Below are 22458 nucleotides of genomic sequence, written 5' to 3' on the forward strand. Positions count from 1 at the left end.
TCTGTATGGCAGTGGGCAGGTGTCGGCGGCATGGACGTTGACTGTAACGGCCAATACCGCGCCGACCATTACCAAGACCATAGACTCCAAAGGGGTCGCGATTGCCAAAGGCGGGACCACCGTCGATACCACGGTCACGGCGTCAGGGGCCGGCGCCAAGGGTCAGAAAGTCCAGATCAAGGATGGCAACACCGTCAAAGGTGAAGCGACGGTTAACCTGACAACCGGCCTGTGGGAACTGACCATGACAGGCTTGAGCGTGGACGATCATAGCTTCACCGCCACCGCGCTGTATGGCAGTGGGCAGGTGTCGGCTGCGTGGGTAGTCATCGTATCGCTCCCCATACTGAGTGAGAATTTTGACAACATGAGTGAAAGTCACCCAACAAGATTGGATATTCCCTCAATGACAATTGAGCGCACTCCAGGGCAAGGACAAGACATATTTATCTTCTACGACCTTCGATACCCACGACCTTTCTCCGGGGAATCCTTAATGATAAATGGTGGCCCCAAAACGATTACACTTACATTCAGGCATGCTTACTCATATATATCGTTCAACTACGCAGGCTCCTACCTCCCAGGGACAGTAGCGAAATTTTATGATTCAAACAACAGACCGCTAGGCGAAAAACCACTATTAACATCGCATTCTGAGGCAGTAGCGTTCCTTGAATTTCAGAAAGATGGAATACAAAAAATGATTGTCACAACTGGCAACAACGCGGTCTCCTTTGATAATTTCATATTCCGCCTATGACCTCGCAAAAGTAAATAATGGCGGAAAGCAGCAAACAAAAAGGAGGAGGATTAATTAATCCTCCTCCTTTTTGTTTTCCACACAATCAATCGTATTTTACTTACACCGATAGATACGAATCACAGACTACACAATCTTTTTTTTGATCTGAAATGTTCGGGGTATTACAGATTTTGCTGTTGTCCGGTCGAACGCCTTCGCGAGCAAGCCCACTCCCACAGGTTTCCTGGCGGCTCCGAGATTTGTATTACGGCCTGAGGCATCTGGAAGGAACTGCCACCCCACTGCATCAGTCGCATGAGAAGGAAGCCGTTTTTTCAGAGGAGTGAACGTGTCCAGCGATCCCAAGCGTCACGCCGTCGACGCCTCCGTCATCCATCGCTTGCGTGTGCTGACGGTCAATACCCACAAGGGTTTTACCGCCCTCAACCGGCGCTTCATCCTGCCGGAACTGCGTGAAGCGGTGCGCAGCACCTCGGCCGATCTGGTGTTTCTCCAGGAAGTGGTGGGCGAACACGAGCGGCATTCCAATCGCTACAACGAATGGCCGCAAACCTCGCAATACGAATTTCTCGCCGACAGCATGTGGAGCGATTTCGCCTACGGGCGCAACGCGGTTTATCCCGATGGCCACCACGGCAATGCTCTGCTGTCGAAATACCCGATCCGTGAATACCGCAATCTCGACGTGTCGATCACCGGCCCCGAGCGCCGCGGCTTGCTGCACTGTGTGCTGGACGTGCCGGGGCACGCCGAAGTCCACGCGATCTGCGTGCACCTGAGTCTGCTGGAAAGTCATCGCCAATTGCAGTTGCAGCTGCTTTGCCAGTTGCTCGAATCATTGCCCGACGATGCGCCGGTGATCATCGCCGGCGACTTCAACGACTGGCAGTTGCAGGGCAATGTCGCCCTGGCCCGCCGCGATTATCTGCACGAAGCCTTCGAACGCCACCACGGTCGTCCGGCCAAGACCTACCCCGCGCGTTTTCCACTGCTGCGCCTGGACCGTATTTACCTGCGCAATGCCAGCAGTCACGACCCGCAGATCCTCGGCAACAAGCCGTGGACGCACCTGTCGGACCACTTGCCGCTGGCGGTGGAAGTGCACCTGTAATCCTGCTGCGGCAGCGATCCCCGGATCACCGAAAACACCTGTGGGAGCAGGCTTGCCCGCGATGACGGCGGATCAGGCAACAGAGATGTTGAATGTTCCGACCTCTTCGCGAGCAAGCTCACTCCCACAGGGTTAGCGGTGGCTGGACTAGCCCTCCGGCTTGAGAATCAGCACCGCCAGCGGCGGCAGATTCAACTCCAGCGACAGCGACTGGCCATGGCTCGCCACCTCTTCGGTAAACGCCCCGCCACCATTGCCATAGTTGGACCCGGCGTAGGTGTCAGCATCGCTGTTGAGCATTTCGTTCCAGCGTCCGGCGAACGGTACGCCGACCCGGTACGACTGACGCGGCACCGGGGTGAAGTTGGCCACCACCAGCACCGGTTTGCCGTCCTTGCTCCAGCGCAGCCACGCGTACACGCTGTTGATCGCGTCATCGCCGATCAGCCACTGGAAACCCTGCGGCGCATCGTCCTGATCGTGCAGCGCCGGTTCCTCGCGGTACAGGCGATTGAGGTCGCCGACCAGTTTCTGCACGCCTTTGTGTTCCGAGTATTGCAGCAGGTACCAGTCCAGTTGCTGATCGTGATTCCACTCACGCCACTGGCCGAATTCGCAGCCCATGAACAACAGTTTCTTGCCCGGATGGGTCCACATGAAGCTCAGGTAGGCGCGCAGGTTGGCAAATTTCTGCCAACGGTCACCGGGCATCTTGTCAATCAGCGAATGCTTGCCGTGCACCACTTCGTCGTGGGAAATCGGCAGGATGAAACGCTCGGACCAGGCGTAAACCAGGCCAAAACTCAATTCGTTGTGATGGTGCGCGCGGTACACCGGGTCCTGCTGGATGTAGTGCAGCGAATCGTGCATCCAGCCCATGTTCCATTTATAGGCAAAACCGAGGCCGCCCTGCTGCGTGCTCTGGCTGACGCCCGGCCATGCGGTGGACTCCTCGGCGATCACCAGCGCCCCCGGGGCTTCCAGCTCGACCACGTCATTCAAGTGGCGAAGGAAATCGATGGCTTCCAGATTCTCGCGCCCGCCGTGACGGTTCGGCACCCATTCGCCGGCCTTGCGCGAATAGTCGCGATAGAGCATCGAGGCCACCGCATCCACGCGCAAACCGTCGATGTGGAAATGCTTCAACCAGTGCAGCGCCGACGCCAGCATGTAGCCGTGGACTTCGGTGCGCCCCAGGTTGTAGATCAGCGTGTCCCAGTCCTGATGGAAGCCCTCCAGCGGGTTGCCGTATTCGTACAACGCCGTGCCGTCGAACTGCGCCAGACCGTGGGTATCGGTAGGGAAATGCGCCGGCACCCAGTCGAGAATCACACCGATATCGGCGCGGTGGCAGGCGTCGACGAACTCACCGAACTGCTCCGGCGTGCCGTATCGGGCACTCGGGGCGAATTGCGAGAGCAATTGATAACCCCATGAGCCGCCAAACGGGTGCTCCATGATCGGCATCAATTCGATGTGGGTGAAACCCAGTTCCTTGACGTAAGGAATCAGGCGTTCGGCCAGTTCCGGCCAAGTGTACTGGCGGGCGACTTCGCCCAGATCGTCCAGCTCGCATTGCCACGATCCGGCATGTAATTCGTAGATCGACAGCGGCGCGGAATGCTTCTGCCGCTCGCGGCGGCCGTTCATCCAGTCCTGATCCTGCCAATTGATCTGCAACGGTGCGGCGACTTTCGAGGCGGTGTCCGGCGGCAGGCTGGTAGCCAGGGCCATCGGGTCGGCCTTCAACGGCAGGATGCCGTGGGCGCCAAGGATCTCGTACTTGTACAACTCCCCCGCCTGCAGGCGCGGAATGAACAACTCCCAGACCCCGGATGGATGGCGCAGGCGCATCGGATGGCGGCGACCGTCCCACACGTTGAAGTCACCGACCACCGACACCCGCCGGGCATTCGGCGCCCACACGGCAAAACGCACGCCGTCGACGCCATCGACCGTAGTCAATTGCGCGCCGAGGCAGCTGCTCAGATCACGGTGATTGCCTTCGGCGAACAGATACAAATCCATTTCGCCGAGCAACTGACCGAAGCTGTAGGGATCTTCCGCCACCTGCTCGCCGCCGGCCCAACGGGTGCGCAACAGATACGGCCGCGCCTGCGCGAAGTGGCCGACAAACAGCCCCGGGGTTTCGGTGGCGGTCAGTTCACCGCGCTCTTCGCCGCTGTCCTTGTCCAGCACTTCAACTTTCAACGCACCCGGCAGATAAGCTCGGATGAACTGCCCGCCGGCACCATCGCCGTGCGGACCGAGAATGGAAAACGGGTCGTGATGTTCGGCGCGCACCAGCGCGTCGATGTCCTGCGCCGCCGGCAGTAACGCTTCTTTAGCGTGACCCTGTTCCTTGTTCGAGAAACTCATGACTACTCTCCACCAAGATCGGAAAAGGCTTTAAGCCCTGTCAATAACCCATACAAACCGTGCAACGGCACGGGCAGCCACGTGGGGCGATTTTCGGCTTCATAGGCCACTTCATAGGCCGCCTTCTCCAGGCCGAACAGCGCAAGCGCAGCGTCGGCACCCGCAGGATCCTGCCAGGCATGATCAAGACTAGCTGCCGCTTGGCGATATGCCTGAACAAATGCCTCGCGCGCCTCACGCAGATAGCGCTCGGCAACCCGATGGCGGGCCGCTTCGGACTCTGGACTGTGATCGACGTTGTGCACGTTGATGGTCATCGCCGCTGCGTAATCGAAGGAGCGCAGCACGCCGCTGACGTCTTTGTACGGACTGTGTTTGCCACGCCGCTCGTGCAGCGGCCGTGCCGGTTCACCCTCGAAGTCGATCAGGTAAGCATCGCCCTTGATCACCAGCACCTGACCCAGGTGCAAGTCGCCGTGGACACGGATACGCAAGCCGCCCACGGCTTTTTGCGCGAGTTCCTGCACATGGCCGAGGATGACCTTTTTGTTGTCCAGCAGCCGCGCGACCATCTTCTGATCCGCCGCACTCAGATGACTTTGATGTTGCTTGAGCAGCTTCAAGGCATGCTCGACCTGCGCCGCAACGTCCTTGCCGGCCGCTTGAGCATCCTTGGCACTGGTGGTTTGCGGGGCGAAGTCGGGGTTGTCGGTTGGCGCCGCCAGCACCTGGTGCATTTCACCCAGACGCTGGCCGAGCATGCCGGCAAAGTCCTTCAGTTCGCCGAGGGCGTTGTAGTGCTGCTCCTGCTCGGACATCGAGTCGGCCAGTTCATCACGCAACGCTCGTTCGAGGTTGTTCTGCGTCCATTCCCAGGCATCGCCCTGATTGCTCAGATAGCCTTGGGCGATCATCAGCAGATTGTCTTCGCCAGCGCTATCGCGCCGGATCACCGAGCCGAGCAGCGGCGAGATGTTCTCGAAGCCGGCCTCGGTCAGGTACGCACTCATTTCCAGTTCCGGATGCACACCTGAGGCGACCTTGCGGATCAGCTTCAGCACCAGACTGTTGCCGATCACCACCGAACTGTTCGACTGCTCGGCCGACAGATAGCGCACTTCCGACTCGGCACCGAGGCCGAGTTTTTCCAGCTTCGCAGTCGGCGCAAAACGAATCTCGCCCTGTTCGGAGTGGAGCACGGTGGCGCTCTGCATGCCTTGCAACACCGCGTGCACAAACGTTTCGAGGCTGAAGGCATCGGTAATCAGACCGACCTGACGCCCGCGACGTACGCGTGACAACGCCAGTTGCTGCGGCAACGCCGGCCCGACCTGATCTTCAGCGATGAAGCCGAACGGCAGTTGATAGCGGCTGGTCTGCCCGGCGCTGGTGACTTCGATCTCGCTGAGCAGCACCGGATGCTGCGCATCGCCGAAGCGCACGCCGTAGGCCAGATTGACCTGCTCGATGGCTGCGTCCTTGCCGGCGAACCAGCGGCGGTTCTGCAGCCAGCTCGGCAGAATGCCCTGCTCCAGGGTATTGCGGGTCGGCGCTTCGAGCAATTCTTCCATGCGTTTTTTCAGCACCAGCGTGGTGAAGTCCGGCAGGCTCTGCGCCGGTTCCACGTGCCAGCTCGGCATCTGGTTTTCCGCAGCCAGGGCGAACCAGTAGAAACCGTACGGTGCCAGAGTCAGCAGGAAATTCAGTTGGCCGATCGGCGGGAATGCGTTACCGCCAAGCATCTCCACCGGGACCATGCCGACGTAGGCCGACAGATCGAGTTCCGCCGCCTGCGCGCTGCGCGAGACGTTGGCCACGCAGAGGATGATTTCGTGCTTGCCGTCGGCGTCGGTGAATTCGCGGGTGTAGGCCAGAATCCGTCGGTTGCTCGGCGAAAGCATTTTCAGCGTGCCACGACCGAAGGCCTTGGACTGCTTGCGCACGGCGAGCATGCGGCGGGTCCAGTTGAGCAGCGAATGTGGGTCGCCGGCCTGGGTTTCGACGTTGACCGACAGATAACCATATTGCGGATCCATGATCGGCGGCAGCACCAGACTGGCCGGATCGGCGCGGGAGAAACCGCCGTTGCGGTCGATCGACCATTGCATCGGCGTGCGCACGCCGTCGCGGTCGCCGAGGTAGATGTTATCGCCCATGCCGATTTCATCGCCGTAATACAGGGTCGGCGTGCCCGGCATCGACAACAGCAGGCTATTGAGCAATTCCACGCGGCGGCGGTCACGCTCCATCAACGGCGCCAGACGCCGGCGAATACCTAGGTTGATCCGCGCGCGACGGTCAGCGGCGTAGTAATTCCACAGGTAGTCGCGCTCCTTGTCGGTAACCATCTCCAGCGTCAGCTCATCGTGGTTACGCAGGAAGATCGCCCACTGACAGTTGGCCGGAATCTCGGGGGTTTGCCGCAGAATGTCGGTGATCGGGAAGCGATCTTCCTGGGCCAGCGCCATGTACATGCGCGGCATCAGCGGGAAGTGAAACGCCATATGACATTCGTCACCGTTGACGCCCTCGGCATCGGTGTCACCGAAGTACAGCTGGGTGTCTTCCGGCCATTGGTTGGCTTCGGCCAGCAGCATGCGGTCAGGGTAATTCGCATCGATCTCGGCACGGATCTGCTTGAGGACGTCGTGGGTCTCCGGCAGGTTTTCGTTGTTGGTGCCGTCGCGCTCGATCAGGTACGGAATCGCGTCAAGACGCAGGCCGTCGATGCCCATGTCCAGCCAGTAGCGCATCACCGACAGCACGGCTTTCATTACTTGCGGGTTGTCGAAATTCAGGTCGGGCTGGTGCGAATAGAAACGGTGCCAGAAGTACTGACCGGCGACCGGATCCCAGGTCCAGTTGGACTTCTCGGTGTCGAGGAAGATGATCCGCGTGCCGTCGTATTTCTGGTCGTCATCCGACCACACGTAGAAGTCGCGCGCCGCCGAGCCAGGCTTGGCCTTGCGCGCCCGCTGGAACCACGGGTGCTGATCCGAGGTGTGGTTGATGACCAGCTCGGTGATCACCCGCAAACCCCGCTTGTGCGCCTCGGCGATGAAGCGCTTGGCGTCGGCCATGGTTCCGTAGTCGCTGTGCACGCCGCGGTATTCGGCAATGTCGTAACCGTCGTCGCGACGGGGCGAGGGATAGAACGGCAAGAGCCAGATAGTGTTGACGCCGAGATCGGCGATGTAATCGAGTTTGGCGATCAGGCCGGGAAAGTCACCGATCCCGTCATTGTTGGAGTCGAAAAACGATTTGACGTGAACCTGATAAATCACCGCATCCTTGTACCAGAGCGGGTCTTTGATAAAGGTGGCTGCCTTGGGTTTCTTCGCCATGTGAAACTCCTGCTGAATTCTGGAAAGCCACGCGGCTAATACCTGTGGCGAGGGAGCTTGCTCCCGCTGGGTTGCGAAGCAGCCCCATTGCATTTGTTCTGATGCACCGCGTTCACTTGGGTTACGACTGCTGCGCAGCCGAGCGGGAGCAAGCTCCCTCGCCACAAGGTTCTGTGCACGACCTTACGCGGCAGTAATCCGCCAAATCCCGAACGGCTGATACGCCGGGTCAATCCGCATGAACTGGTACTTGCCATGCCAGTCCCAGCGATGCCCGTTCATCAAGTCCTCACCGTGGGTCGTTGCGTCGTCGGACAGGCCCATCTCCCACAGCGGCAGTTCGAAATTCGCCTCCTGCACGTTGTGCGGATCGAGGCTCACCGCCACCAGAATGAAGTTGCTGCCGTCAAAGCTGCGCTTGCCGAAGTACAGAATGTTGTCGTTCCACGCGTTGTAGACCTTCAGCCCCAGATGCGTGTGCAGCGCCGGGTTCTGCCGGCGGATGCGGTTGAGCTGAGCGATTTCGGCAATGATGTTGCCCGGCGCATTGAAGTCGCGGACGCGGATCTCGTACTTCTCCGAATCGAGGTATTCCTCTTTGCCCGGTACCGGCGCCGCTTCGCACAGCTCATAACCGGAATACATGCCCCACAGACCCGAGCCCATGGTCGCCAGCGCCGCGCGGATGAGAAACCCCGGTCGCCCCGACTCATGCAGGAACGTCGGGTTGATGTCCGGGGTATTGACGAAGAAGTTCGGCCGGTAGCATTCGCGCCACGGCGACTCGTTGAGTTCGGTGAAGTAGCTCGCCAGCTCGGACTTGCTGTTGCGCCAGGTGAAATAGGTGTAGCTCTGGCTGTAACCGACCTTGCCCAGGCGCGCCATCATCGCTGGTGTGGTGAATGCCTCGGCGAGGAAGATCACCTCCGGGTGCAGCGCCCGCACATCGGCGATCAGCCATTGCCAGAACGGCAGCGGCTTGGTGTGCGGATTGTCGACGCGAAAGATCTTCACACCCTCGTTGACCCAGCCAATGACGATATCGCGCAGCTCGACCCACAGACTGGGAATCGCCTCCGGCGCATAGAAGTCGACATTGACGATGTCCTGATATTTCTTCGGCGGGTTTTCCGCATATTTGATCGTGCCGTCCGGGCGCCAGTTGAACCAGCCCGGATGCTGCTTGAGCCACGGGTGATCCTGGGAACACTGGATGGCGAAATCGAGGGCGATTTCCAGACCATGCTCAGCGGCAGCAGCGACCAACCGGCGGAAGTCTTCGCGGGTACCGAGCTGCGAGTGAATCGCCTCATGACCACCCTCCTCGCTGCCGATCGCGTACGGACTGCCCGGATCATCGGGGCCAGCGGTCAGTGAATTGTTGCGGCCCTTACGGTGGGCGCGGCCAATCGGGTGAATGGGCGTGAAATACAGCACATCAAAGCCCATGTCCTGAATCATCGGCAGACGCGCGTGCACGTCGTTGAAGGTGCCGTGACGGTTGGGATCGTCGGTGATCGAGCGCGGAAACAGCTCGTACCAACTGGCAAACTCGGCCAGTTCACGTTCGACGTCCATCGGGAACTCGGCGCTCAGGCTAAAGTAGGCGCGGTGATCGGCCTGCGCCATCAATTGCGCACTGCGCGGGTGCAGAAACAGCGCCACCTGCTCGGTTTCGAGCAGGCCGGACAATTCATGATGCAACGCGGCGAGTTGTTCGCTGAGCTGACCTTCGCTGCGCTCGGCGGCCTGCTGCACCATGCTGCGGCCTTCCTGCAGCTCCAATGAAACCGGGACGGCGGCGTTGTGCTTTTTCTCCAGTTCATACTGGAAACTGGCGAAGTGATCGATCCAGGCCTCGACGCAAAACACAAAGCGTCCTTGATGCTCGGGGCGAAAGCGCCCCTCCCAACTGTTGTTGCCGAGGTCGTTCATGACCTCGCTCTGCCAGGCCTCTGCGCCCTCCTCGTGCCAGCGGATGCGCACCGCGAGCTTGTCGTGGCCGTCGGCAAACACTTTGCTGGTGACGACGACGTCGCGACCGGCAATCGACTTGACCGCAAACTGGCCGCCATCAAGAGTCGGCATGGTGTTTTCAATCACGATGCGCGGCAGCAGCAACGCCTGCGACAGCGGCATATGCGGGTTGTAGCTCTGCTCTGAAGGTTTTTCAGCAGACATCGAGCATCTCTCCTTAACGCCCCAAGGACGCTCTTGTGCCGGATCGGTGGTCACAACGAGGCACCGGCCCCGACTTGAACTGACTTAGGTTCCGAGCGACCGGCGCGGGGAAAAGTTCACAGGGATTTGCCTGGACAAAAAAGCGGATCGAATTCATCACACGGTGGTCAATCCACTTAAGCACTTCTCACGCCATGTGCCACACGGAGGTCTACAGATGAACATCCCGATCCCGGCCGAAACGCCTGATCCGAACATCGACAAACCCACGCTGCCCGAGACCGAGCCGCAGCCGATCCCCGAACAGGAACCACCGGGCACCACGCCACCGCCGAAGGAAGAGCCGCCGACGACGATGCCGCCGGTGATAGTCTAAGGACCCGATCGATCGTTTCCATCCATCATGGGAACGATCGGTTACAGGTGTTGGTTTTTCTCGTCATTCTTCTCGAACAACCTGACCACTCGTGGCATCACGTTGAAAACCCCCAACGCCAACAACGTGCTAAGCAACGCAGTCGCCTCCCTGCCCAGGCCGGCCGCCACCCCGATTGCCGCTGTCATCCACAACCCGGCCGCCGTGGTCAGCCCTCTGACATGGCCTTCATCGCCTTCCTGATTTTTCAGAATCGTCCCGGCACCCAAGAAGCCGATCCCGGCGATAACCCCCTGCAACACCCGACTCATCGCATCGGATTCAGCCCCTGAAGTCTGCGGCACCAGCACAAACAACGCCGCACCGAGCGCCACCAGCATGTGCGTGCGCACCCCAGCGGCCTTGCCCTTGTGCTCACGTTCAAAACCGAGAATCCCGCCCAGCACTGCTGCCATCAACAGGCGCACGGTGATGCGTGTCAGTTGCGAGGCATCGCCGACGTCAGCGAATTCTGCTTGCAGCGTTTCCCACACTTCATCCCACCAAGCGTTCATCGCTCCGTCCTTTTTTTATGTCGTCAGTGGATGGACAGCAGCGACCATTAATCAGTTGCGCAGAACGATCGGCAAAGCGCGCGCCCTAACCTTTCAGACACCCGAGAAAAAAGGACAGCCCCATGCCCGTTCGAATCGATGAATCCAATCCCGAAGCAAAAGTGTGTTTTTTCACCGTTGAAAATGGCGAGGAAATTCGCATTTGCGACACGCTGGAAGTCAAAACAGATAGTGAAAAGGCCATGTCGTTTGTGGAAATTGAAAGTCGGCGCGTTTACATCACCGAAGCGGAAGCTGATGCCTTGACCGTCGCCGGCGCAAAGGATGGTCGCAAGCATCTGAAGGCCGACGAGAGTGATTCGGTGATTTGACTGACCCTGATCAACACCCGGCGCAGACGCCTGCGATAGGCGTTTGCGCCTGCGTCTGCGGGCTGCTTCAAGTTGTCGCAGGGCGTGGGTCAGAAGCCATCTGATACGCTTTTTATTCAAATAGCTGAGCCTGTTATGCAAACAGTTCGGCGCTCATAGTTCATCCGCCTGATGGAGGCTGATGAGCGAACGACCATGAGCGAACAAATCCCCGTCCGAACCGTAGAAGCAAGCCCCACCATAAAAAATGTGCCTGGTCGCCCGATGAAGGCGAAGGCCGGCTCCACCGACAATCACATCCACACCCGCAGTTTCACCGGCCTGTTCCGCACCTTGCGCATGAGCGGCGCGGGATTTCTGTTTCTGCTGTTCTTCGGCACCGTGTGGCTGAACTGGGGCGGTCGTCAGGCCGTGCTGTGGGACTTGGCCGAAAGCAAATTTCACATCTTCGGTGCGACCTTCTGGCCGCAGGATTTCATCCTGCTCTCGGCGCTGCTGATCATTGCCGCGTTCGGCCTGTTCGCCATCACCGTGTTCGCCGGCCGGGTCTGGTGCGGCTACACCTGCCCACAGAGTTCCTGGACATGGATATTCATGTGGTGCGAGAAGGTCACCGAAGGCGAGCGCAACCAACGGATCAAACTGCAAGCGGCGCCCTGGAGCCTGAACAAACTGGCGCGGCGCGCGGCCAAGCACACCCTGTGGCTGGCGATCAGCGTGCTGACCGGGCTGACCTTCGTCGGCTACTTCACGCCGATCCGTCCGCTCGCCGAAGAACTGTTCACCCTGCAAATCGGCGGGGTCAGCCTGTTCTGGGTGCTGTTCTTCACCGCCGCCACTTACATCAACGCCGGTTGGCTGCGCGAAGCGGTGTGCATGCACATGTGCCCGTATGCGCGGTTCCAGAGCGTGATGTTCGACAAAGACACTTTGGCGATTTCCTACGACGTCGCCCGTGGCGAAAACCGTGGCCCGCGCAAACGTGACGTGAAGCCCGCCGAGGCCGGCCTCGGCGATTGCATCGACTGCCAGTTGTGCGTGCAGGTCTGCCCGACCGGCATCGACATCCGCGATGGCTTGCAGATGGAATGCATCGGCTGCGCGGCATGCATCGACGCCTGTGATTCGATCATGGACAAGATGAACTACCCGCGCGGTTTGATTCGCTACAGTTCCGAGCGTGAATTGCAGGGCGGCAAGACCCATCTGCTGCGGCCACGGCTGATCGGCTACGTCGCGGTGCTGCTGGTGATGATCGGCGCCCTGGCGCTGGCCTTGGTCGAACGGCCGATGGTCTCGCTCGACGTGACCAAGGACCGAGGGCTGTTCCGCGAAAACGGTCAGGGCCAGATCGAGAACATCTACACCCTCAAGGTCATCAACAAGACCCAGCAGCGTCAGGACTACAACCTGAGCCTGGTGGATGGCGACGGCTTCCAGTTGCAGGGCAAGACCGAGCTGAGCCTGGCGCCGGGGGAGATCGTCGATGTGCCGGTGTCGGTGGCGATGACCACGGAGCGCCCGGCCAGCAGCTCGCAGACCTTGAGCTTCAAGATCGCCGACAGCGACGAGCCTGAGATTTATAGCGTGGCGAAAAGCAGGTTTGTGGCGCCGATGAATCGCTGAGCCTTTAAGATGCTGTCCTCTTTTGACACTGCGATACCTGTGGCGAGGGAGCTTGCTCCCGCTTGAGTGCGTAGCACTCACAAGCTTTTGGGGCCGCTACGCAGCCCAGCGGGAGCAAGCTCCCTCGCCACAAAAAGCAATCCGAATTCAGTCCATCGCGGGATACCGATGAAACGCTACGAAAAATTCGCCGACGACATCGCTGAACTGATCCGCTCCGGCGTCCTCGGCCCCGGGCAACGGGTGCCCTCGGTGCGCTACGCCAGCCAGACCTACGGGGTCAGCCCGTCCACAGTGTTCCAGGCCTATTACCTGCTCGAACGTCGCGGTCTGATCCGCGCGCGGCCGCGCTCCGGCTACTTCGTCAACACCCACGCACCGAGCCCGTTTTCCGAGCCGGTGATCAGCAGCCACGTCAACGACTCCACCGAAGTCGACGTCAGCGAACTGGTGTTCTCGGTACTGGAATCGATCAAGGATCCGAGCACCGTGCCCTTCGGCTCGGCATTCCCCAGCCCGACGCTGTTCCCGTTGCAGCGCCTGTCGCGTTCGCTGGCCAGTGCGGCGCGGGAGATGGACCCGCGCATGGTGGTCACCGACATGTCGCCGGGCAATCCGCAACTGCGCCGGCAGATCGCCCTGCGCTACATGGTCGGCGGGCTGATGCTGCCGATGGAAGAACTGCTGATCACCAACGGCGCCCTCGAAGCGCTGAACCTGTGCCTGCAAGCGGTCACCGAACCGGGCGATCTGGTGGCCATCGAAGCCCCGGCGTTCTATGCCAGCCTGCAAGTGCTGGAGCGCTTGAAGCTCAAAGCCGTGGAAATCCCCGTGCACCCGCGTGACGGCATCGACCTCGGTGTACTGGCGCAAACGCTTGAACGGCATCCGATCAAGGCCTGCTGGTGCATGACCAGTTTCCAGAACCCGATGGGCGCGACCATGCCTGAGGCGAAGAAACAGGAACTGGTGGAACTGCTGCGCCGGCATCAGGTGCCGCTGATCGAAGACGACGTCTACGCCGAACTCTATTACGGCCAGCAAGCACCGAAACCGGCCAAGGCCTTCGACACGGAAGGACTGGTGATGCACTGCGGTTCGTTCGCCAAGAGCCTGGCCCCCGGCTACCGCATCGGCTGGGTCGCCGCCGGGCGCTACGCGCAGAAAATCGAACGGCTGAAACTGATGACCTCGCTGTGCGCCTCGATGCCGGCGCAAGCGGCCATCGCCGACTATCTGCAACACGGCGGCTACGACCGCCACCTGCGCAAACTGCGCTACGCCCTGGAAGAACAGCAAAGCGCGATGCTCGCGGCGATTGCCCGCTACTTCCCGGCGCAGACCCGCGTCAGCCAGCCGGCCGGCGGCTACTTCCTGTGGCTGGAACTGCCACCGCAGATGGATTCATTGAAATTGTTTCAGATGGCATTGGCGCAGGGCATCAGCATCGCGCCGGGGCCGATCTTCTCGCCGACCCAGCGATTTCGGAACTGTATCCGGTTGAATTACGGCAGCCCGTGGACCGAGGACTCGGAGAAAGCGATGGAGACGTTGGGGCGGATTGTGCGGTCGTTCTGACAGATTGATGTTGCTGCCAATGACGCCTTCGCGAGCAAGCCCGCTCCCACCTTTGGAATGCGTTTACCCTGTGGGAGCGGGCTTGCTCGCGAAGAGGCCGGATCAGCCAATACAAATCTCAAAGATCAACGCCCGCCCCCCAAATCAACAAACGTCCCGGTCGCATAGGAAGCCTTGTCCGACAGCAACCACACAATCGCCTCCGCCACCTCATCCGGCCGCCCGCCCCGGGCCATCGGGATCGCCGACTCAAGCTTGCTGACCCGGTCCGGATCACCGCTCAACGCGTGGAAATCGGTATAGATATAACCCGGACGTACCGCGTTGACGCGAATCCCCTCGCCCGCCACTTCCTTGGACAGACCGATGGTGAAGGTGTCGAGCGCACCTTTGGACGCGGCGTAGTCGACGTACTCGTTGGGCGACCCCAGGCGTGCCGCAACCGACGAAACATTGACGATGCTGCCGCCCTGCCCGCCGTGTTTGGGCGACATGCGCAGGATCGCGTGTTTGGCGCAGAGGATCGGTGCCAGCACGTTGGTTTTCATGATTTTGAGAATGCGGAACTCGGACATTTCATCGACCCGCGATTTGTGCCCGACGGTGCCAGCGTTGTTCACCAGCGCGGTGACCCGACCCAGTTCGGTATCGACCCGCTGAAACAGCGCGATCACTTCGTCTTCGATACTGACATCGGCGCGCACCGCAATGGCTTGGGCCCCCAGCGCCCGCACTTGCTCCAGCACGCTTTGCGCGGCCTGTTCATCCGACTGATAGTTGATGCAGATCCGATAGCCCTGCTCGGCAGCCAACAACGCCGTAGCGGCGCCAATTCCGCGCCCGCCACCGGTGATCACAATGACTTTATCCATGCTGGCCCTTCCCCCCAATGCACACGTAACAGTCGGGTGGAAGAATAACCGCCATTGGGCGGTTTTGCATGGGCTCTGTCAAAGACAAAACCATGTACGAGACTGAGATGTTTTTTGTGGAGAGGGAGCTTGCTCCCGCTCGGCTGCGAAGCAGACGCGAATCCGCCCAACACGGTACAACCGAGTAAAAGCGCGGGCCGCTTCGCGCCCCAGCGGGAGCAAGCTCCCTCGCCACAGACTGCAGTCAGACAGGCGCCACAGCCTCTCCACGGGCAATGTTCTGTAGGAACACATCCGCCGGCATCGGGTGCCCCAACAGATAGCCCTGCAACGAATCACACCCCAACTGCGTGAGGAAGTCCTGCTGCATTCCGGTCTCCACACCCTCGGCGACGATCCGCAGACCCAACGCTTGCCCCAACGCCACGATGGCCGAGACGATGGCCGCGTCGTCGCTGTCGTGTTCCAGATCACGGACAAATCCGCGGTCGATCTTCAGCTCGTTGGCCGGCAAGCGCTTGAGGTACATCAAGCTCGAGTAGCCGGTGCCGAAGTCGTCGATCGACAAGTCGACGCCCATGTCCGACAACTCCTGCAACACCGTCATGCTCGCATCGGCATCGCTCATGGCCGTGGTTTCGGTGATTTCCAGAGTCAGGCTGTTGGCCGGCAGATGATGCGTCGCCAGCGCCTTGGCCACGCTGCGCACCAGTCCTGCGTGGCAGAACTGCAACGCCGAGAGGTTCACCGCGATTCGCCAGTCGGTGTAACCGAGCACGTACCATTCGCGCATCTGCCGGCAAGCTTCGTTGAGCACCCATTCGCCGATGGCGATGATCAGACCGGTTTTCTCCGCCAGATCGATAAACTTGTCCGGCAGCAACATGCCCTGGGTCGGATGTTGCCAGCGCAGCAGCGCTTCAGCGCCGACCGCACGACCGCTGGCCGCGTCGAATTTGGGTTGGAAATACAGGCTGAACTGACCGTGCTCCAGCGCTGCGCGCAGATCCTGCAACAGTTGCAGCTGCTTGCGCGCGTTGTTATTCATCGAGGCATCAAAGAAGCTGTAGCCGTTTTTGCCGCCGCCCTTGGCGTGATACATCGCCGCGTCGGCGTTCATCAACAGCTCCTGAGCGCTCTGGCCATTGCCCGGGTACAAGGCGATGCCGACGCTGGCGGATATCTGCAAGTCGTGCTCGGCCACGCGGAAGGCCTGGGCGATCAACCCGACCTGGCGCGCGGCGAGGCTCAGGGCATCGTCGGGTTCACTCAGGCGCACCAGCAGCACGAATTCGTCGCCGCCGATCCGCGCCAGCGTGTCCTGGCTGCGCAAGTCTTCACGCAGGCGCACCCCGACTTCGCGCAGCAACTGGTCACCCATGTGGTGGCCAAAGGCATCGTTGACCGGTTTGAAGCCGTCCAGATCGATGAACATCAGCGCAAAACAGCCGCCCTGTTCCTCAACCTTTTTCATCGCTTGATTGATCCGGTCGTCCAGCAACATGCGGTTCGGCAGGCCGGTCAGGGTGTCATGCAACGCCAGTTGCGTCAGTTCACGGTTGGCCAGGGTCAGCGAATGCGCCAGATCGGCGGTACGCGCTTCGAGGCGAGCATCGAGAATCGAAGTGAGCAAGGCGATCGACAGCACCGCCAGCGTGGTGATCAGCACCAGATTGTCGAGGCCATTGCCCTTGAGCCCGTCAAGCGTCGCACCGCAGAAACTGCCAGCGGGAAACTGCGCGGCGGCCATCCCGGTGTAGTGCATGCCGACAATGGCAATGCCCATGATCACCGCCGCGCCGCCGCGGATCAGGCGCACATACGGCGATTGCTGGCGCAAGCGGAAGGCGATCCACAACGCCGCTGCCGAAGCACCCACCGCGATCAGCAATGACGCGCCGAACAGCGTCGGGTCGTAATCGATTCCTGGGGTCATGCGCAGCGCAGCCATGCCGGTGTAATGCATCGCACTGATGCCGGCGCCCATGACCAAGGCACCAAAGGCCAGTTGCAACACAGGCAGTTTCGGCTGACTGACCAGCCACAGGGCAAACCCGCAGGACAGTACCGCGATCAATAGCGATAGCGCGGTAATCGCCATGTCGTAGCCCAGATCGATCGGCAGCTTGAAAGCCAGCATGCCGATGAAATGCATCGACCACACGCCAACCCCCATCGCCAGTGCACCGCCCGCCGTCCAGAGATGCACTGCGCGCCCACGGGCGCTGGCGATGCGCCCGGTCAGGTCGAGCGCGGTGTAGGACGCGAGAATCGCCACACACAACGAAATGAAAACCAGAGTGAAGGAATAATTACCGATGAGCATGGGGATTCTCGCAACCACCCGCGCCGTACTGCATCCATTCTCGGCCGGGCAAATGCGGCGATTGTACTGATTGCGCAGAAGAACGCACTGACAAAGTAATCATTTTGCCATCAACCCGATGAAACGCTTGTTTGATGGTTTTGCGAGGCTCTGGCCCGGGCCTCACTCCCAGGATTCAGGCAATCAGCGCGATCGATGTGGGAGCGAGCCTGCTCGCGAAAAAGCCAGCACGTTCATCGCAGATGCCGACCGAACTGACGCCTTCACGAGCAGGCTCGCTCCTACGGATCAGCGATTGTCGCTGACATCGAGTTGTCCGTCCCAGCCACCGCCCAGCGCCGCAATCAATTGCACGCTGGCAAGCAGACGACTCTGCAAGATGTTGAGGACAGTCCGTTCGTTGTTCAACGCAGTCGCCTGCACCACCACGACATCGATGTAGGCAATCAACCCGGCCTTGTACTGGTTCTGGGTCAGACGCAGCGAGTCGCGCGCCGCCTCCAGTGCTTCCTGACGCACAGCGGCTTCGTCTTCATACACCTTCAGTTGCACCAGATAGTTTTCCACTTCACGGAAGCCGTCGAGTACGGTCTGGCGGTACTTGGCGACGGTCTGGTCATACACCGCCTCGGTACGGTCAACCTCGGCCGAACGGATGCCGCCGTCGAATATCGGCAAGTCCAGTTTCGGCCCGACCGACCAGAAACGGTTCGGTAGCGTTAACAGATTTTTCGAGGTACTGCTGCTGTAACCACCACTCATGCTCAAGGTCAGATCCGGGTAATACGCGGCTTTCGCCACACCGATGTTGGCGTTGGCGGCAATCACCGAGCGCTCCGCCGAGGCGATGTCCGGGCGGCGTTCCAGCAACTGCGACGGCAGACTCAGCGGAATCTGCGGCAGGTTCGGAATGCTCTGGGTTTCGGCAATGCTGAACTCGGCCGGCGCCTGCCCGGTGAGGACGGCGATAGCATTCTCAAACTGCGCCCGTTGCCAGATCAGATCCACCAGATCGGCCTGCGTGCTTTTCAGCTGAGTCTGTGCCTGCGCCACCGCATCGCGCCCGGAAATGCCCGCACGGTACTGGTTCTGGGTCATTTGCAGCGATTTCTCGTAAGCCGTGACGGTGGCTTCGAGCAGCCTCTTCTGCTGATCGATCACCCGCAGTTGCAGGTAATTCTGCACCAGCTCCGACTGCTGGCTCAGGCGCATCGCCGCCAGATCGGCGAAGCTCGCCTGGGCGCTGGCCTCGTTGGCTTCCAGGCCACGGCGCAACTTGCCCCAGATATCCGCTTCCCAACTCACGCCCAACTGCGCATTGTAGGTGTCGCGAATGCCGCTGGCGGAACTGCTCAGGCTCGAACTGCTGCTGCCGGTGCCCTGGCTGGAGCGGGTTTTGCCCAGGCTCAGGTCAACGTTCGGGTAAAACGCCCCCCGGGCACTGCGCACCAAAGCCTGGGCCTGACGGTACTGGGCTTCGGATTGCGCCACCGTCTGGTTGGAGCTGTTGAGTTTCTCGATCAGGCCATTGAGCTGCTGATCGCCATACAACTCCCACCAGGCGCCACGGGCCAGCGAGTCGCTCGGATTGGCCTGGCGCCAGCCTTCGGCCTCTTTGTATTGCGCGACCTCGGCGGTCTGCGGTCGCTGATAGTCCGGGCCGACGGCGCAGGCACTGAGCATCGCCACGCACAGCGACAGACTCAAAAGACGCGAGCCGCGCGCAGTGGCCAGATTGAAAAGCGAACGGTCAGTCATAGCGGAGTTTCCAGAGCGGCGTCAGTACGCACGCCACGCCACTGGTTGAAGCGGTGGCGCAGCTTGTCGAGATAGAGGTAAACCACAGGCGTGGTGTAAAGGGTAAGCACCTGGCTGAAGATCAGGCCACCGATGATGGTCAGGCCCAATGGTTGGCGCATTTCCGCACCTTCCGCACGGCTGAGCAGCAACGGCAAGGCGCCGAGGATCGCCGCCAGGGTGGTCATCAGAATCGGCCGCAGCCGTTGCAGGCAGGCGCTGCGGATCGACTCCAGCGGCGACAGGCCCTGATGACGCTCCAGTTGCAGCGCCAGGTCGATCATCAGAATCGCGTTTTTCTTCACCACCCCGATCAACAGGAACAACCCGAGCAGCGAGATCAGGCTGAACTCGCCGCCCAGCGCATAGATCGACAGCAACGCGCCGACGCCAGCCGAGGGCAAGGTCGAGAGAATCGTCAGCGGATGAATGTAGCTTTCATACAGCACGCCGAGTACCAGATACACCGCCAGCAGCGCACCGAGGATCATGAACGGCTGGCTCTTCTGCGTCGCGGCAAAGGCGTCAGCGGTGCCGGCCATTTTCGCGATAACGTCTTCCGGCAGACCAAGCTTGGCAATCGCCCGTTCGATCGCGGCACTGCCCTGCTCCACCGTCACGCCTTCGGCCATATCGAAGGAAATGTCTTCAGAGGCGAACTGGCCTTCGTGGCTGACGCGGTCGTCTTCCAGGCTGTTTTCGTAATGGGCGATGGTCGACAACGGAATCCGCGCGCCGTCAGCGGTAATCACGTGCACCTGATTGAGCGTTACCGGGTCCTGCGCATACTTCGGATTAACCTCCATCACCACCTGATACTGATTGAGGCTGTCGTAGATCGTGGAGATCTGCCGCTGGCTGTAGGCGTTGTTCAACACCGCTGTGACCATGTTCATGTCGACGCCGAGGCGTTTGGCCTGATCGCGGTCGACAATCAGCGTGACCTGCTGCGCGCCGCGCCCCTCGCGGGCGTCGATGGCCGTGAGCTCGGGCAGTGCCCGTAACGCGGCGACGACTTTCGGATACCACTCGCGCAACGAACCCAGATCGCCGCTTTGCAGGATGTAGCTGTATTGCGAAGTGGTCTGCTCGCGGCCACCGCCGAACTGCAGGTCCTGATCCGCCATCAGCATCAACTGGGCGCCGGGAACCTTGGGCATTTCCTTGCGCAGACGTTCGATGACTTTCTGCGCCGAGAGCTGACGCTCCTTGATCGGTTTCAACCGCACCAGCATAAAGGCGTTGTTGGTGCCGTTGGTGCCGCCGATGAACCCGGCGACGCTTTCCACCGCGTCATCCTTGAGCACGGCGCGGCGGAAGGTTTCCATTTTCGGCTGCATGACACTGAACGAGAGACCGTCATCACCGCGCACGAAACCGATCAACTGGCCGGTGTCCTGTTGCGGCATGAAGGTTTTCGGCACCACGACATACAGCGCGACGTTCACCCCGACCGTGATCAACAGACTGAGCAATGTCAGACGACGATGACGCAACACCCAGTCGAGGCTGGTGGCGTATTTGCCGACCATCCAGTCGTTGGTCCGCCGGCTCCAGCGTTGCAAACGGTTTTCTTCACCCGGGGTGTGCGGTTTGAGCCAGCGCGCGCAGAGCATCGGCGTAAGCGTCAGGGACACCACCAGCGACACCACGATCGCCGCCGCCAGTGTGATCGAGAACTCGCGGAACAGACTCTCGATAATCCCGCCCATGAACAGGATCGACAGAAACACCGCCACCAGCGAGACGTTCATCGACAGCAAGGTGAACCCGACTTCCTTGGCCCCGAGGTACGCGGCTTTCATCGGTTTGACGCCTTCGTCGATGTGCCGGGAGATGTTTTCCAGCACCACGATCGCATCGTCCACCACCAGCCCGGTGGCGAGAATCAGCGCCATCAGCGACAGGTTGTTCAGCGAGAAGCCATACAGGTACATCACCGCGAAGGTGCCGACCAGCGAGACCGGCACCGCCAGCGTCGGGATCAGCGAGGCGCGGAAATTACCGAGGAACAGGAACACCACCAGAATCACCAGTGCCACGGCAATCAACAGGGTCATTTCCGCTTCGTGCAACGTGGCCTTGATCACTGGCGAGCGATCCATTGCCAGGTTCAGTTTGACGCTGGCCGGCAGTACCGCTTGCAGGGCCGGCAACTGCGCCTTGATCTCGTTGACCGTCTCGATGATGTTGGCGCCGGCCTGGCGGTTGATCACCAATAGCACCGCCGCGTCATCGTTGAAGAAACCGCTGTTGTAGCGGTCTTCGACGCCGTCGCTGACCTTGGCCACGTCCTTCAGACGCAGGGCTGCGCCGTTGTTGTAGTGGATGATCAGTGATTCGTAATCCTTGGCTTTCTCCAACTGGTCGTTGGCCTGGATCTGCCACAGGCGCTCGCTGTCTTCCACCGAGCCCTTGGGCCGGCGCACGTTGGCCCCGGCGATGGTCTTGCGCACATCGTCGAGCGCCACGCCGTACTGGTTCAGCGCCTGCGGTTCGAGTTCGATGCGCACCGCCGGCAGCGAACTGCCGCCGATCTGCACTTCACCTACGCCCTGCACCTGGGACAGGCTCTGCGAGAGGATGGTCGAGGCCAGGTCATAGAGCTGGCCTTTTTCCAGCACGTCCGAGGTCAGCGACAGCACCATGATCGGCGCCTGCGACGGGTTGACCTTCTTGTAGGTCGGCATGCTGCGCATCCCGCTCGGCAACAGGTTGCGCGAAGCGTTGATCGCCGCCTGCACTTCCCGCGCCGCGCCGTTGATGTCGCGGTCAAGGTCGAATTGCAGAATGACCCGGGTCGAACCCTGGCTGGAACGGCTGCTCATGGTGTTGACACCGGCAATCGCGCCGAACGAGCGCTCCAGTGGTGTCGCCACCGTAGACGCCATCACCTCGGGGCTGGCACCGGGAAGGCTGGCCTGGACCACAATCACCGGGAAATCCATTTGCGGCAGCGGCGATACCGGCAACAGGCCGAAGCTGACACCGCCCAGCAGCATGATCGCCAGGCTCAGGAGCATGGTCGCGACCGGGCGCTTGATGAAAGGACCGGAGAGGTTCATTCAGGCCAGCTCCAACCACCAACCCCTGTGGGAGCGAGCTTGCTCGCGAAGAGGCCGGCATATCCAACATCGTCAGTGACTGACTTACCGCTTTCGCGAGCAAGCTCGCTCC

Annotated in this window: 13 protein-coding genes and 1 pseudogene; 6 read left to right on the plus strand and 8 right to left on the minus strand. The window is 60.6% G+C overall.

The annotated features are described in order from the left end of the window. Both M0814_RS27280 and M0814_RS27285 read left to right on the plus strand, forming a co-directional pair. Window positions 1-763, plus strand: a pseudogene (locus M0814_RS27280) (hypothetical protein); the annotation flags it as partial. Window positions 764-1094: 331 nt separating this feature from the next. Then, entirely contained in the window at window positions 1095-1877 is a 783-nt protein-coding gene (locus M0814_RS27285) for an endonuclease/exonuclease/phosphatase family protein (protein WP_103484513.1), read from the plus strand. Window positions 1878-2024: 147 nt separating this feature from the next. On the opposite strand, the gene glgB is transcribed toward M0814_RS27285, so the two are convergent. From glgB to M0814_RS27300, 3 genes are all read right to left on the minus strand, one after another. Then, window positions 2025-4256, minus strand: a complete 2232-nt coding sequence (glgB, locus tag M0814_RS27290) for a 1,4-alpha-glucan branching protein GlgB (protein ID WP_103484495.1) — start codon at window positions 4254-4256, stop codon at window positions 2025-2027. A 2-nt stretch (window positions 4257-4258) separates the two neighbouring features. Then, entirely contained in the window at window positions 4259-7600 is a 3342-nt protein-coding gene (gene treS, locus M0814_RS27295; protein WP_103484496.1) for a maltose alpha-D-glucosyltransferase, read from the minus strand. A gap of 183 nt (window positions 7601-7783) precedes the next feature. Beyond that, window positions 7784-9781 carry an alpha-1,4-glucan--maltose-1-phosphate maltosyltransferase gene (locus tag M0814_RS27300; protein WP_103484497.1) on the minus strand — a complete coding sequence of 666 codons (1998 nt, stop codon included), beginning with the start codon at window positions 9779-9781 and terminating at the stop codon, window positions 7784-7786. A gap of 217 nt (window positions 9782-9998) precedes the next feature. Between M0814_RS27300 and M0814_RS27305 the strand changes: the two genes are divergently transcribed. Then, window positions 9999-10157 carry a hypothetical protein gene (locus M0814_RS27305; RefSeq protein WP_003224520.1) on the plus strand — a complete coding sequence of 53 codons (159 nt, stop codon included), beginning with the start codon at window positions 9999-10001 and terminating at the stop codon, window positions 10155-10157. A gap of 41 nt (window positions 10158-10198) precedes the next feature. Here the strand turns inward: M0814_RS27305 and M0814_RS27310 are convergent, their stop codons facing one another. Beyond that, window positions 10199-10711, minus strand: coding sequence for an MgtC/SapB family protein (locus M0814_RS27310; RefSeq protein WP_103484498.1), 513 nt, complete (start codon window positions 10709-10711; stop codon window positions 10199-10201). Between the two features lie 122 nt (window positions 10712-10833). Here M0814_RS27310 and M0814_RS27315 point away from each other — a divergent pair, with 122 nt between their 5' ends. From M0814_RS27315 to mapR, 3 genes are all read left to right on the plus strand, one after another. Beyond that, the gene (locus M0814_RS27315; RefSeq protein WP_103484499.1) at window positions 10834-11082 is read left to right on the plus strand and encodes a DUF3203 family protein; all 249 of its coding nucleotides are present in this window, start codon (window positions 10834-10836) and stop codon (window positions 11080-11082) included. 195 nt (window positions 11083-11277) lie between these two features. After that, a complete protein-coding gene (gene ccoG, locus M0814_RS27320; protein WP_103484500.1) occupies window positions 11278-12708 on the plus strand; it encodes a cytochrome c oxidase accessory protein CcoG in 1431 nt (476 codons plus the stop codon). Between the two features lie 168 nt (window positions 12709-12876). After that, window positions 12877-14286 carry a GntR family transcriptional regulator MpaR gene (mapR, locus tag M0814_RS27325; RefSeq protein WP_008087199.1) on the plus strand — a complete coding sequence of 470 codons (1410 nt, stop codon included), beginning with the start codon at window positions 12877-12879 and terminating at the stop codon, window positions 14284-14286. Between the two features lie 125 nt (window positions 14287-14411). On the opposite strand, the gene M0814_RS27330 is transcribed toward mapR, so the two are convergent. The 4 genes from M0814_RS27330 to M0814_RS27345 form a co-directional block, all read right to left on the minus strand. Further along, window positions 14412-15158 (minus strand): SDR family oxidoreductase, encoded by a 747-nt coding sequence (locus M0814_RS27330; protein ID WP_003224509.1) that lies wholly within the window; start codon window positions 15156-15158, stop codon window positions 14412-14414. Between the two features lie 244 nt (window positions 15159-15402). Then, window positions 15403-17484 carry an EAL domain-containing protein gene (locus M0814_RS27335; RefSeq protein ID WP_103484501.1) on the minus strand — a complete coding sequence of 694 codons (2082 nt, stop codon included), beginning with the start codon at window positions 17482-17484 and terminating at the stop codon, window positions 15403-15405. A gap of 288 nt (window positions 17485-17772) precedes the next feature. Next, window positions 17773-19242, minus strand: a complete 1470-nt coding sequence (locus M0814_RS27340; RefSeq protein ID WP_103484502.1) for an efflux transporter outer membrane subunit — start codon at window positions 19240-19242, stop codon at window positions 17773-17775. Next, window positions 19239-22346, minus strand: coding sequence for an efflux RND transporter permease subunit (locus tag M0814_RS27345; protein ID WP_103484503.1), 3108 nt, complete (start codon window positions 22344-22346; stop codon window positions 19239-19241). Before M0814_RS27345 ends, M0814_RS27340 begins: the two co-directional genes overlap by 4 nt. Window positions 22347-22458 lie beyond the last annotated feature (112 nt).

The organism is Pseudomonas sp. MWU12-2020 (assembly GCF_023100605.1).
GTDB lineage: Bacteria > Pseudomonadota > Gammaproteobacteria > Pseudomonadales > Pseudomonadaceae > Aquipseudomonas > Aquipseudomonas fluorescens_H.

What these genes read in the sequence shown, in the direction of transcription:
- glgB (WP_103484495.1), bottom strand. Translation starts at nt 4,256, where the DNA reads ATGAGTTTCTCGAACAAGGAACAGGGTCACGCTAAAGAAGCGTTACTG.
- treS (WP_103484496.1), bottom strand. Translation starts at nt 7,600, where the DNA reads ATGGCGAAGAAACCCAAGGCAGCCACCTTTATCAAAGACCCGCTCTGG.
- M0814_RS27300 (WP_103484497.1), bottom strand. Translation starts at nt 9,781, where the DNA reads ATGTCTGCTGAAAAACCTTCAGAGCAGAGCTACAACCCGCATATGCCG.
- M0814_RS27305 (WP_003224520.1), top strand. Translation starts at nt 9,999, where the DNA reads ATGAACATCCCGATCCCGGCCGAAACGCCTGATCCGAACATCGACAAA.
- M0814_RS27310 (WP_103484498.1), bottom strand. Translation starts at nt 10,711, where the DNA reads ATGAACGCTTGGTGGGATGAAGTGTGGGAAACGCTGCAAGCAGAATTC.
- M0814_RS27315 (WP_103484499.1), top strand. Translation starts at nt 10,834, where the DNA reads ATGCCCGTTCGAATCGATGAATCCAATCCCGAAGCAAAAGTGTGTTTT.
- ccoG (WP_103484500.1), top strand. Translation starts at nt 11,278, where the DNA reads ATGAGCGAACAAATCCCCGTCCGAACCGTAGAAGCAAGCCCCACCATA.
- mapR (WP_008087199.1), top strand. Translation starts at nt 12,877, where the DNA reads ATGAAACGCTACGAAAAATTCGCCGACGACATCGCTGAACTGATCCGC.
- M0814_RS27330 (WP_003224509.1), bottom strand. Translation starts at nt 15,158, where the DNA reads ATGGATAAAGTCATTGTGATCACCGGTGGCGGGCGCGGAATTGGCGCC.
- M0814_RS27335 (WP_103484501.1), bottom strand. Translation starts at nt 17,484, where the DNA reads ATGCTCATCGGTAATTATTCCTTCACTCTGGTTTTCATTTCGTTGTGT.
- M0814_RS27340 (WP_103484502.1), bottom strand. Translation starts at nt 19,242, where the DNA reads ATGACTGACCGTTCGCTTTTCAATCTGGCCACTGCGCGCGGCTCGCGT.
- M0814_RS27345 (WP_103484503.1), bottom strand. Translation starts at nt 22,346, where the DNA reads ATGAACCTCTCCGGTCCTTTCATCAAGCGCCCGGTCGCGACCATGCTC.